Source organism: Pelatocladus sp. BLCC-F211 (genome assembly GCF_041928655.1).
Lineage (GTDB): Bacteria > Cyanobacteriota > Cyanobacteriia > Cyanobacteriales > Nostocaceae > Pelatocladus.
The window spans coordinates 38,205-50,939 of record NZ_JBHFLM010000057.1 but is presented as its reverse complement, the minus strand read 5'-3'; the positions used below and the strand labels follow the sequence as shown (position 1 = coordinate 50,939).

The 12,735-nt window shown below is 38.6% G+C and carries 12 protein-coding genes; 7 read left to right on the top strand and 5 right to left on the bottom strand.

All coding sequences use genetic code 11. The features are described from left to right. The first annotated feature begins 676 nt into the window (after positions 1-676). The 3 genes from ACE1AT_RS06390 to rpsU all read left to right on the top strand — a co-directional run bounded on the left by ACE1AT_RS06390 (position 677) and on the right by rpsU (position 1,776). Complete coding sequence (locus ACE1AT_RS06390; RefSeq protein ID WP_374866442.1) at positions 677-940, top strand: hypothetical protein; 264 nt, start codon at positions 677-679, stop codon at positions 938-940. 228 nt (positions 941-1,168) lie between these two features. Next, positions 1,169-1,468, top strand: coding sequence for an RNA recognition motif domain-containing protein (locus tag ACE1AT_RS06385; RefSeq protein ID WP_374866441.1), 300 nt, complete (start codon positions 1,169-1,171; stop codon positions 1,466-1,468). A gap of 119 nt (positions 1,469-1,587) precedes the next feature. Next, on the top strand, positions 1,588-1,776 hold the full coding sequence (rpsU, locus tag ACE1AT_RS06380; RefSeq protein WP_374866440.1) for a 30S ribosomal protein S21: 189 nt from the start codon (positions 1,588-1,590) through the stop codon (positions 1,774-1,776). Positions 1,777-1,833: 57 nt separating this feature from the next. Here the strand turns inward: rpsU and psb34 are convergent, their stop codons facing one another. The 3 genes from psb34 to ACE1AT_RS06365 all read right to left on the bottom strand — a co-directional run bounded on the left by psb34 (position 1,834) and on the right by ACE1AT_RS06365 (position 4,249). Next, positions 1,834-2,157 carry a photosystem II assembly protein Psb34 gene (gene psb34, locus ACE1AT_RS06375; RefSeq protein WP_374866439.1) on the bottom strand — a complete coding sequence of 108 codons (324 nt, stop codon included), beginning with the start codon at positions 2,155-2,157 and terminating at the stop codon, positions 1,834-1,836. Between the two features lie 159 nt (positions 2,158-2,316). Next, a complete protein-coding gene (locus ACE1AT_RS06370; protein WP_374866438.1) occupies positions 2,317-2,832 on the bottom strand; it encodes an orange carotenoid protein N-terminal domain-containing protein in 516 nt (171 codons plus the stop codon). A gap of 892 nt (positions 2,833-3,724) precedes the next feature. Then, positions 3,725-4,249, bottom strand: a complete 525-nt coding sequence (locus ACE1AT_RS06365) for a pentapeptide repeat-containing protein (RefSeq protein ID WP_374866437.1) — start codon at positions 4,247-4,249, stop codon at positions 3,725-3,727. A 189-nt stretch (positions 4,250-4,438) separates the two neighbouring features. Between ACE1AT_RS06365 and ACE1AT_RS06360 the strand changes: the two genes are divergently transcribed. The 4 genes from ACE1AT_RS06360 to ACE1AT_RS06345 all read left to right on the top strand — a co-directional run bounded on the left by ACE1AT_RS06360 (position 4,439) and on the right by ACE1AT_RS06345 (position 9,971). Further along, positions 4,439-5,161, top strand: a complete 723-nt coding sequence (locus ACE1AT_RS06360) for a TIGR04283 family arsenosugar biosynthesis glycosyltransferase (RefSeq protein WP_374866436.1) — start codon at positions 4,439-4,441, stop codon at positions 5,159-5,161. A gap of 246 nt (positions 5,162-5,407) precedes the next feature. Then, positions 5,408-6,643, top strand: a complete 1,236-nt coding sequence (locus tag ACE1AT_RS06355) for a tetratricopeptide repeat protein (RefSeq protein ID WP_374866580.1) — start codon at positions 5,408-5,410, stop codon at positions 6,641-6,643. Positions 6,644-7,201: 558 nt separating this feature from the next. Next, the gene (locus ACE1AT_RS06350) at positions 7,202-8,035 is read left to right on the top strand and encodes an SDR family NAD(P)-dependent oxidoreductase (RefSeq protein ID WP_374866578.1); all 834 of its coding nucleotides are present in this window, start codon (positions 7,202-7,204) and stop codon (positions 8,033-8,035) included. 391 nt (positions 8,036-8,426) lie between these two features. Then, entirely contained in the window at positions 8,427-9,971 is a 1,545-nt protein-coding gene (locus tag ACE1AT_RS06345; protein ID WP_374866435.1) for a GMC oxidoreductase, read from the top strand. Between the two features lie 118 nt (positions 9,972-10,089). On the opposite strand, the gene ACE1AT_RS06340 is transcribed toward ACE1AT_RS06345, so the two are convergent. Together ACE1AT_RS06340 and ACE1AT_RS06335 are read right to left on the bottom strand one after the other, a co-directional pair. Then, entirely contained in the window at positions 10,090-11,358 is a 1,269-nt protein-coding gene (locus tag ACE1AT_RS06340) for a glycosyltransferase (protein ID WP_374866434.1), read from the bottom strand. Between the two features lie 127 nt (positions 11,359-11,485). Continuing rightward, positions 11,486-12,715: a glycosyltransferase gene (locus ACE1AT_RS06335; protein WP_374866433.1), complete on the bottom strand. Its 1,230-nt coding sequence runs from the start codon at positions 12,713-12,715 to the stop codon at positions 11,486-11,488. Between the last annotated feature and the right edge of the window lie 20 nt (positions 12,716-12,735).

Genomic DNA, 12,735 nt, shown 5'->3' with positions numbered 1-12,735 from the left:
AATTTACATTTCAAAAATATAGGGTAATCTAACAGTTATTGACCTATAGTGTCATGTCTGTTCGGGTCTTTTTTCTCCTTTTTTTTATCAGGATCTTTTTTTGGTTTTTTGACTTCTCTGTTGCCATTTTTTTTCTTCGACATTATTACTCTCCAATATTAGTAGTCAGGAAAGTAGCTACAATGCTCTACAGGAGTCCAGCTATTAAGTAGGCTTAACTAGTGGAATGAAACAGCCCTGGGGGACAGAGGGGGGTTGCCGCAGGCGATGGGGTTCTTTTTATGCATCTTCATAAAGAATTGGTATTAGCTGCCTTACTAATGTGTAGCGTTGTCGCAGTTATTTTATTGTTATTATAGCAGTTATATTTCCCTAAATATTTTATATAAATATTGTCTTGATTGTATACATAATTGCATTGCATGAGACTAAAAAAAACCAACACCCAGCCCAGCAGTTCTAAGTTACTCCCACCCCCGTTAAAGCAACTGCATCGATATTATTAACTATAAATTACTACTAGATAACTCTTTGTCAAACATTTACCAAAAGATTGATATTTTTAAAATTCTAAAATATCTTGTCTTAATAATTGATTCTTAATTAATATTAATATTTGTTTTGTTATATCTTATGACTGTTAAAATATAGGTAATATTATTTGAGAGAGCAATTTATGGCCGCAAGCAAATTTGATGATACATTAGCTGCCATAGAGTTAAATGCAGCTAGAAAATTAAACTGGGATTATAAGCAATTTAAAGAGTGTTTCAGTTTTACAGTCAATCAAGAAGCTATTGAGATAGCACCCAAGAAAATTCAACTCCAAGAATCTGATTTGCAAACTTTAAAGCAAGCTTTATTGGATTATGGTTTTCAATACAAAAAAACTGTAAATGATTTTATCTTGGTTTTTGAGCAAGATGTTGAATTAAGATAGGCATTGAACTGAGATTCAGATACAATTGGCGAAAGATTGCTTAACACCGCAAATAAGCCTTTAGAAAGATATTCTGTAGAGAGACTGAATCTCGTGTTAAGGTTGAAGATGGTAATAAAATTCGGACACAAATTTTGTTTTTAGTATTAACAGGTTTTTGCTTTTTGTTATTGACAGACTTGTCTCCGAAATTTAAATCTCTGCACCATTTAATTTTGGAGACAATTTATGTCACTTTACGTAGGTAATCTCTCTTATGAAGTTACACAAGAAATTCTAAATACTGTGTTTGCAGAATATGGTTCTGTAAAGCAGGTTTCATTACCCACTGACCGTGAAACAGGTCGTGTGCGTGGCTTTGCTTTTATAGAAATGGCTTCAGATGCTGAAGAAGCATCTGCCATTGAGGCTCTTGATGGTTCTGAGTGGATGGGACGTAACCTGAAAGTGAACAAAGCCAGACCTAGAGAAGACAGGGGTTCGTTTGGTGGGAACCGGGACAACTATGGCACTCGAAACCGCTACTAAACTTTGAACTCAGAAATTTATACTCTAAGGTCTTAAGGGCAGACAATGAGTCTGTCTTTTTTTCTGAGATTTACTGGATGCTTTAACACTAGCCAGTAGTAATCAAGTAAGGACATAGAATGACCCAAATAATAGTAGACGATAATGAAGGAATTGAATCAGCCTTGCGTCGTTTTAAGCGAAAAGTTTCCAAGGCAGGTATTTTTCCAGATATGAAGAAGAATCGTCATTTTGAAACGCCAGAGCAAAAACGTAAGCGTAAGGAACTTGCGAGGCACAGGCAGCGTAAGAGAAATTTTCGCAAATAAGTCCGCCAAAGTACTAGATATCTTGGTTTGATCCTCAATATCTAGCTATTGTTACGTTTAGCTGACCGTAAATGCAGTCATCAGTGTTAGGGCAACCAACAGGATAGCTATTACCCCCTGGAAGATATAACGATGCTGCTGTTCTGGTGAGGGATACTCTGCCAAGGACATACCAGGCTCAATTGCGTAGTTATTGATAATTCCCTCATCATCTACTAAGTAGCCAGGTACGAGAGGTAGATTAAGCAATTGACTACCCTGCCTGTGTGTACGCGCTTGAACCTCAGCGGGGATCAACTCACTACCATCACTACGAAGATGTGCTATTGCTTTGTTTGATTTCTTTCCTGCTTTTAGCTCTCCTTGTTGGTTGAAATGCATCTCCAATGGTTCACAGATGTATACCTCAGCCTCTATAAAGAAGCTGTCGGCAGTCTTACATTCATCTAGATTAAGGGTTGTCCCTTTTTTATTGGTGTAGCGCATGGGTGTCACCTTGTATGAAATTATTCGTGTACAAACTAATGTCGCTTCGTCCTCTTAATCGGCTAACGGGTCAACTCCCATATCGACAACAGCATTTCGCAGCACCGTTATTTGTTGGCCAAAGTCAAGCTGCTTGATAGCTTCTAGTACTTGCACTACATCGCGGGAGGGCTTGTAACTTGGGGGCATTGGAACTACTAAGCCTTTGACCATCAATTCCGATAATTCATACCAGAAAGCTAACTTAGTGTTGGCGCTCCAAATCCCATAAGAGCGGCTAATCTGGGTGTTTCTGTTAGCAGCTAGATCTCGCATTACTTCTAACTGCTGAGTATAAGGCATTTGCTTGATTTGATTGAGTATACCTTCAGCTAATTGCAAACGGGCTGCTCCTGTAGCAGCTGGCGTGATAGAACGACCCATCTCAGTGTAGAGATACCAAAGTATTGCCAGTTGGTCATCCACACTAAGGCGCTTGAATAAAGCGGTGGTAGTAAGTACAGCATCGACTAGATGGGTACTGGAATCAAGAGTGAATAGGTTGGAAGTGGACTCTGTTGTAAAGCTCATATTTTTACCAAAGATGTCTGATGACTGTTCATGCAACTATCTGTGCAATGGAAGGTGATATTCTTACATCGAGAGAATTAGTCTGCAACTTACTCTACAGGATGCCCCAGAAATTGATTTTCTCAAAGTTGTTGATTTGGCGCTTATGGGTGCAAAAAAAGAATCCGTTTGTCGGTTGCTCTAAGGATTCTTGTCAACTGTTCACCAAATTAATTGGTAGACTTCAAATAGTAGTTGCACCTTCTATCATTAAACTTTTCTGCCCTCTCAGTTTGGATTAACTTTAGAATGTCTTGCTTAGAACTGAGTCGCTCAAGTTTAATTTGCTCAAATTTGCCCCAATAAAATGTATTTCATAGGACTTACGCAATAACTCTCCCAAGCTCTTATTTCTTAGTGTCCTTTGTGTCATACCCTGCGCTTCGACACTCCCTGTCTACTTGCAGAAGTCGCTAACGCGCCTACCAAAGGTAGCCGCTGACACGTCTATGTGGTTAGTTTTTTCATGATTTTGCGTAAGTCCTATTTCACTCAAATTGCTTTAGTTAAGCTTATTCCTCTCAAATCACCAGCCTAAAATTTATTTCCCCGGCTGCATATTGCTTTAAAACTTTGTTGGCATCCATATTGTCTGCCTCGCAACGATTAGTGTTGTCGCTTGTTACATCTTTCTTAAGCATAGTTCACAATTTTCAACTTTTACGAAGTTGAAAATAAGAAATATAAAATAATTCTTTACAATTGTACTATTTCTCATCTATCGAGGTGTTACTTTGTTGACAGGGAGACAAAAAAATATAGAGATAAGCTAATGTGTTAACCTTGTTTATTCAGCAACAGCATCATAGAATCCGCGACTATACAAACTTTAGTCCGCGCAGGCGGACTAATTCTAGCCTGGGGGACATCCCAAACTTTCGCGGGTTGACACACCTGTAACAGGATTAACACCATCAGCGCGATCGCACATCAATTTCACTTGATAAGCATCAACAATTGCACCCGAAAAATCTGCACCTGTAATATCCGCCTCAAAAAAGCGACTGCTAGCAAGCATCGCATCGGTGAAAATAGCATTAGTTAAATTAGCTTTATTAAAAATGACGCGATCGGCAAATGCTTCCGCCAGATTAGCATCACTCAAATCTGCTTGTAAAAATGATCCCTTAGTCAGAATAGTTCCACTCAGATTTGCTCCCTGAAAATTTGCTCGCTGCATTTCAGCACCTGCAAAAGACGTTCCATGTAAATCTTGATGAGCAAAATCTCGATTTCGTAAGTCAGAGAGTGTATAGTTAACCATATTTTCCTGTGCGATCACAGCAGGAGTGTTTAAGATTGACAATAACCCTGTGAAACAAATAAATAGCACAACACATAAAACAAACTGTAACCAAGCTGTAAAATAACGCTTCATTGAGCATTCTCCAATCACAATTTAGAAACACGAAATACACCAGGGTTTTAAGCAAACATATACTTATCCAGTAAAAACTAACACCACAACAGATAAATCACATCTTGCATGAGATGGAGAAGTGTTACAACTTTTCATATTTGTTAGATAATTTCTCAAAAAATAGCAAAGTTTGGAGAAACAGATCAATTGTCAGAAATTATTAGTCAAAATATTGCTACTACTACAATCTCCATTATTATTCCCACTCTTAATGAAGCGGAAAACATCAAAGCAGCCTTAGCTAGTACTCAACCAAGTAATTATGTCGAAGTAATTGTAGTCGATGGCAATTCTCAAGATGAAACAGCACAAATCGCTGACTCTTTAGGTATCAAAGTCATCTTATCTGCTCCTGGACGCGCCAAGCAAATGAATGCGGGTGCTGCTGTTGCTAGCAGCGAGATTTTACTGTTTCTCCATGCTGATACTCGTTTACCGCTTGGATTCGATGTCATGGTTCGCGAAGCACTTACACAACCTGGAGTTATAGCCGGTGCGTTTTGCTTGCGAATTGGGGCAGAACAACCGAGTTTGCGACTAGTAGAATGGGGGGTAAACGTGCGATCGCGTTTTTTACAAATGCCCTATGGGGATCAAGCAATTTTTTTAACTAGAAAATTATTTGATCATATTGGTGGCTTTCCAGAGTTGCCGATTATGGAAGACTTTGAACTTATACGACATTTAAGAAGTCTGGGTAAAATCACGCTTATTCCTGTACCAGTTATTACCTCAGCACGGCGCTGGCTCAAAAAAGGAATTTGGCAAACAACATTAATGAATCAAATAGTAATCATCGCATATTTTCTCGGAATTTCCCCCCAACGAATTCGCAATTGGTATCGTCGAGAAAAACTTAAAAGGTTTTAAGCTAGAGAGCCGATCAAGTAATAATGATTGATCGGCTCTCTAGTTGGGACTGCGATCGCTTCATCAACACAAACCAAGATTTGTAGATGTAATTCACTGTGGCGATCGCATTACCATCCTTGTTGTGTAGGTCGAATCAGAATTTCGTTAACAATAGTTTTTCAAAAAAAGCAAAGTTGTTGATTTTGCAGGAGAATTTTTGAATGACAATCGTCAGTAATGACCATTGACCAAAAATCAACAATCATGTTCAAACGCTTAAGTGTGACAATTACTGCTACTACTGCTTTGTGGTTACTGGCTGCTTCCTTGACTATGGCGGCTACTAAAAAGCCTCAACCACCAGATGAGTTTCCGCCATCACCGTTAGAAATTACCGCACCTGATCCACTGTTACCACGTAATCCAGACAAAGACAAACAGCCATTATCTGTGATTGAACAGCAACAGTTGGAGACGGAGTTGGATAAGTTGAATCAACAAGCTACCGCGAAACTGCAAGCAGGTGATGAGTTGGGAGCATTTGATATCTGGAATCGAGAACTGCGGTTGCGTCGGTATTTGGGTTCTCTCAAAGAGGTACAAGCACTAGGAAGGGTGGGTGCTGTAGCTTATCAAAAAAGCAATCGTCCAGAGGTACAATACATTACTCAGCGATTGCAAGCGATTCAAAAGCAAGCAAAATCCCAAAAAACCACTGATTTAGACTTATTGCAAGCACTAGGGCTAGCTTACCAACAAGTGCGATCGCCTCAAAATGCTGTGGAAATGTATCAGCAAGTTCTAACTGCGGTGCGACAACAGCAAAATCCAGCCAAAGAGGTAGAAATTTTGCAAGCGATCGCACAAGTACATCTGAGTTGGTTTGATTACAGCAAAGCAGCAGATCGGTATCAGGAGTTGTTACAACTAGCTACTGCTAGGGGTGATAGTGTCAACGAGTTAGCATACCTACAAAGATTAGCTTACATTTACGAACAAGGAAAACAACCCCAGCAAGCAATAGAAATACAGAACCGACTCGCAGAAATATATCAAAGACAGAATAATCCAACTCAACTACCAGCTTTAAAGTTAGCGATCGGTTCAGATTATGAATCTCTAGCCAAGAAAAATCCTAATCTTCTCCAAGAAGCCTTCAACAACTATCAACAAGCTTACACAATTGCTTGGCAATCACAGCAGTATGTACGTGCAGGTGAAGCTTTGCAGAAATTAATTACACTCTACCGTTCCCAAGGACAAATACAAGAAGCATTGCAAGCTAGTGAAATTCTTGTACAGACTCAACAATTAGCCTCAAATTTTTATGGTTTAATGAAGGCCTACGATCAAATCGGCAAAATGCACTTAGAACGTAAAAATTATCCTCAAGCACTACAGGCTTTTCAAAAAGGATTGGAATTAGCACAACAATTAAAATACGAGGAAGATTATTTTTCTGGACAAATTCAAAAACTTTCTCGACAAATTCCCCAATAAAGTAGAGACGCGTAGCAAGATCCCGCAGGGTAATTTCGCGTTTCTACACGTATTAACTGCTATGAGTAGCTATATCTTTGTTACCGATGCAGTGTCATACTAGGTTTGCTATCTTTTTTTGTCAGGAATTAATGATGATTTTCACTAATTAAAATTATCTAAACCTCTACATTTGCGCTGCTCTCATCTATTGTCTGGAATGTTTAATAATTGAAAATTCCTGCATAAAAAAGTGTAAAAATAATGAGATTTGTGTTTTAATTAAATTAAATTGGCAACTAATATCTAGAATAGTGTCAAGTTAATAAATTGTGCTGAGAGCGTTTAGGGGAATTAAGCATCAGAAAACACTAGATTGGTTGTTAATTGTATTTGCTCTCAGAGTGCGAGTCATGAGTAATTATGAATGTTCTACTGAAGTGAAGTAGAGCAGGGATTGTTTTTCATCTTTGAACTTTAGCTATTAGTAACAAGCCATGAATTTGCTATTTGTTCATGGATACTTGTTGTTTTGATGAAAACAATCAACAATCAACAACCATCAATTATCAACTAATCATGAAAAATCTTGCAGGTAAGACAGTAGTTTTGACTGGCGCTGCGGGTGGGATTGGAGTATTTATTGCTCGCGCACTAGCAAAAGAAAAAGCAACTGTAGTTGCTGTTTCTCGTTCGCAAGAAAAATTGGAAAAAATCCGTGCTGAGATCGAAGCTGCTGGTGGTAGATACATCAGCGTTCCTTTTGATATCAGCAAATTGGAAGAATTACCATTATTAGTACAGCAAATTAATCAACTGGCGGGTCAAATTGATATATTGATTAATAATGCTGCGATTGAAAAGTATCGACCTTTTCAGAATTACTCTCTCAAAGATATCCAGTCAATATTGGGAACTAATTTACTAGCAGCAATGGAGCTAACTCGGTTAGTATTGCCGAGTATGTTAGAGCGTAATCATGGTAACATTGTCAATATTTCCTCTGGTTCTGGGAAAAAGGGAGCGCCTTACAATAGTATTTATTCTGCCAGTAAAGCTGGTTTAATTATGTGGACAGATGCGATGCGTCAAGAATTAGTTGATACGAAAGTAGGCGTTTCTGTAATCTGTCCGGGATACACAAAAGCGGGGATGTTTTTGAAATTTGGCTTACCAGCACCGAAATTAGCACGTGTTTCCGAACCAAAAACGGTAGCGATCGCAGTTATAGACGCCATCAAAAATAACAAAGCAGAAGTGATACTTGATGGGTTGCTAACAAAGCTTTTATTTTCTAATGTACAACTTTTTCCAGAATTTGGAGATGCAATTTACCGTTGGATTGGTTTAACCAATCTAAATCAAACCTGTGCAGAAAATCAAATGCTAGCCGAAAGGCGTTCACATCAATAGTAATCTTTTACATTAACTTTAAATTGTTTGTAGTAAGCACTTTAGTGCTTAATTTAAACCTAAAGACCTTACTACAAACTTTCACTTACATTTGATATCAAGATTTCAATAATTTAATAAATCGATTTAATAAAAATTGCATAAAAATTATATTTGTTACATTGAAACTGCAACAATAATTACTGAAAATGCTCACAATTTGATTTTTTATAAATTTACTTCTTTTAATAGATTACAGTTGAAAAATATAATTAGCAGCTTGCCATTTATATAAAAATGCTGAGGAAATTTGTATTGCTGCTATTTATACTCATCATGATGTTTTTTATTTAGTATCATTATTCTCTCTTCACACCTGTGCATTACCACAAACTCAATCAACGGAGAAAAAATGGCTGATTGTCATTATGATGTGATCATCATTGGGACGGGTGCTGGTGGTGGAACGCTAGCATATAAACTAGCTCTAAGTGGAAAGAAAATTTTAATTTTAGAAAGAGGATCTTTCGTACCCAAAGAAAAAGCAAATTGGGATTCTCGGCTCATTTTTCAAAAAGAATGTTACCGTCCCCAAGAAGTGTGGTATGACAAACATGGTCAAGTAATTCGTCCAGTCACACACTATTATGTTGGTGGTAATACTAAATTTTATGGTGGAGCATTATTTAGATTTCGTGAACACGACTTTAACAAAGTTTTTCATCGAGATGGTATCTCGCCCGAATGGCCATTAAAATACCAAGATTTTGCCCCATATTACACGCAAGCAGAAAAACTATATGAGGTACATGGTCAGCGAAATTTAGATCCTACCGAACCTCAAACTAGTGAAGATTACCCCTTTCCTCCTATTAGCCATGAAGCATATATTCAAGAAATTAATGATGGTTTAAAAAACAAAGGCTTACATCCATTTTATTTGCCACTTGGAATTAAATTAGATGAAAAAAATCGTTTTTTAAGTAGTTGTATTCGTTGTGATACTTGTGATGGTTTTCCATGTTTTGTGAATGCGAAAGCTGATGCTGATGTTAACTGTGTGCGTCCAGCTATAGCTAATCAAAACGTGACATTAATTACTCAAGCCAAAGTCCTACGTCTACACACAAGTACATCTGGTCGAGAAGTTACCGGAGTAGTCGCAGAAATCGCAGGGAAGCGGCATATTTTTTCTGGAGATATTGTTGTTCTGGCTTGTGGTGCTGTCAATTCAGCAGTATTATTACTTCAGTCTGCTAATGATCGACATCCAAATGGATTAGCCAATAGTTCTCATCTGGTAGGACGAAATTACATGGCTCATAAATTTGGAGTGATCATGGCTTTATCTACAAAGTTTAATCCTACAGTTTTTCACAAAACAATAGCTGTCAATGATTTTTATTGGGGCGAAAAAGCTTTTCCTTTTCCTATGGGAAGCATCCAATTACTAGGTAATCTCACCACAAATAAAGTTGCTGCTTATGCACCGCCTTTTACACCTAAATTCATTGCAGAAGCAGTAGCAAACCATTCTGTTTCTTGGTTGCTGATCACTGAAGATTTACCAAATCCTAATAACCGTGTTTATGTTAAAAGTGAGCAAATTATTATTGATTATACAAAAAACAATGAACAAGCCTTTAATCGTTTGATGAAACGCTGGATTTCAGTTTTACAATCAATGAAACTACCATCTCACAAAGGACACCTTTCTGTTGTCTTTCCTCAAAATTTGACTGTAAAAGAAGTTGGACATCAGTGTGGTACTTGTCGTTTTGGCGAACACCCCAGAAAGTCTGTACTTGATCTTAATTGTCGTACCCACGATATCGATAATCTTTATGTTGTTGATGGTAGTTTTTTCCCTTCCAGTTCTGCTGTGAATCCATCATTGACGATTATGGCAAATGCATTGCGAGTCGGTGAGCATTTGTTGGAAAGGATAAGTTCGTAGTAAGCACTTCAGTGCTTGAATCTTTAAGGACTGAAAATTAATCTTTGTGTCTTAGTGTCTTTGTGTTTAAAAAAATGCTATTTTTCACCACCAAGCCACAAAGACACCAAGCAGATAATTATAAAATCGGTGTTGCTGCTAAATTTTTTGATTTTTCTACTATTTGATGTAGTCTCTGTTCAAACTTTTGCATACATACAGACCAATCATATTCGAGAACAGAAAAACGCGCGTGGAGAGACATTTCTTCTTTGAGTTCGGGATTTTCGAGAATTCTAATTACCTTATTAGCAAAATCCCATGGACTATTTGGTTGAGCTAAAAAGCCGTTGCGATTAGGAACTACTTGTTCCGAGGTTGAGGGTGCTTTGACTGCAACTACAGGAGTTCCCGATGCTAAAGCTTCGTTGGTGGAAGTGCAGAAGTTTTCGGTAACGGATGCATTGACAAAAACATCGGCTCGTGCATACCATCCCAGCAGTTCTGTACCGTGAGATTCTCCCCACACGGTGACGCCTTTGCCAAATTGAGCTGCACGTTGACGAATTTCTTCTTGTTGGGGACCGCTACCGACGATAACTAGATGTGCATCAGGGATTTTGGCAGCGACGATTGGGTATATATCTAAAAGTTGAATCACACTCTTTTCGGGAGCAATGCGTCCAACAAACAAAAGTGTGGGACGATTGTCGTTGGGTATGGGGTTGTAGCAGATATTTGCAGGATTAAATTTTTGGCAATCTATACCTTGATAAGGTAAGTATTCGCTGCGTTGGGATTTCAAGCTTTGATATTTTTCAAGTTGTTCCCGCGAAGAAAAAAAGTTATAGTCGTAAGCTTCGCTGAATTGCTTGATTAACATGGGTAACATGGGACGAATAAAGCTAAAAAATTGATTGCCCATGTAATAGCGAATATAAGCAACGATATCGGTGTGGAATAGCGATATGATTGGTGTGCCAGTTTTTTTAGCGTATTCAATACCTACAGGGCGACCGTAACCTTGTAAATAAAGTGAATAGAAACCTCGCATTTGTGGCGCTTCTTCAACAATTACAATGTCTGGTTTATAGTTCTCCAGTAATTTAGTATCGCTCCAATGGCGGTAGTGTAATGGTTGGGGAAGAGATTTATAAAAGATCAGGGGTTGGGTGGGAAATGCATAGGAAGAAAATTTGGGGAAAGATTGGAGTTCTTTAAGTCCCGCCATGGGACGATTACCAACTTCTTCTGGATACTGGTCGTTGATTTCTGGGTGAATAAGAAATACTTCGTGTCCCTGTTGTAGTAACCAGCGCACTCGTTGGTGGACTGCGATGGAAACCCCTGTCAAAAATGGCGCATACAATCCTGTAATTAACGCTATGCGAAGAGGTTGTTTTTTCATAGTTAAGGATTTGTGGAGATGAGGAGATGGGATGATAGGTGTGACTTTTTACACTTTGCCCAAAAAATACTGGTTGAGGGTGTAAGGGTGTAGGAATTTATGAAACGATAATTATTCCGTTAGATGTTCACAAAGATACTTTGCTATCAATGGGTTGGTCTAAGCTTTGATAGGGGTGGTATTCAATTAGACGAATGTGCCAAGGCCCTTTAATTTGGTAGGTGACGCCGCGCCAAGTAACTTTTGACATCCAAAAAGATAATGTCAGTGCAAACCCATAAAACCAATGTGTTAGTGGTATACCAAATAGCATTCTGATGATCGTGGCTGGTGATAATTTGGTTTTGACTTTTGTGTTGTCGCGAATTATCGGTCTGACTCCAATTTCGAGGGCGATCGCCAGCAACAGCAATGCTACTATATAGCTACCATAACTAGTGAAAGCTAGAGCCGCAGCATCCCATTGTTGCATCCATAATGCTGCTATAGACAACATCAACAGCAGATTCGGAAGTAGTACTGTTTGCAATGCGTCAGCAATTACCGCCCACCACTGGGGATGATACAGGCGCGAAGATAACATTTGACGTTTTGTCCAGTCAAATAGTCTTGGTAAGTCGCACTCTTCACGATTGAGAATCAACAGAGATGGTACAAACTTTACCTGGAATCCATAATTTGCCAGAACTCTGCGGATCATAGTATCGTCAGTATAACTTCTTGCCCATCTCTCTAGTAGTTCGGTTTCGTGAATCACTTCTGTTTTCAGTGCTAAACTACCCCCCCAAGGAATGCGGTAGAGAGTCATTTGCACAACAGCAGAAGAATTCCAGAAATACCGTACCAGTGAACCCCAATATTTACCTGTGGGTAAGTACCAGCGATTACCAGTTGTCGCCCCTACTTTCGGATCGGCTAGAGGACTGACTAATTCGCGTAACCAGTTAGGATGAACTACCGCATCAGCATCTACAAATGCAACTATTTTGTAGGATTCATCCAATTCTGAGACTGCTTGCACTATAGAACTGCATTTGAGACTACAGTTATATCGTCTGATACTCAAAGGGCTAATTTGGACGTTAGTTGCACCTAGTGAGGCTATAGTTTCGGTAGCAATTTTCCAAGCTGGATCTTCACGATGATCGATAATTATCTTTAAATCATATTGTGGATAATTTTGTTGCAGAAGTGATTCTAAACAATTGGATAGAAACGGATCGCTTCCCCGTAAACAAAGAATAACTGCTGTTTTCGGAAGCTGTTCATCTGGTAAGGAATTTCTGCGATGCGTTCTTAATGTCCATAAAAAAGCTAGCGTCACAAATGTTTGAATTGCCAACCAACTTAGCAACATTCTAGACAGAGATATCGCCA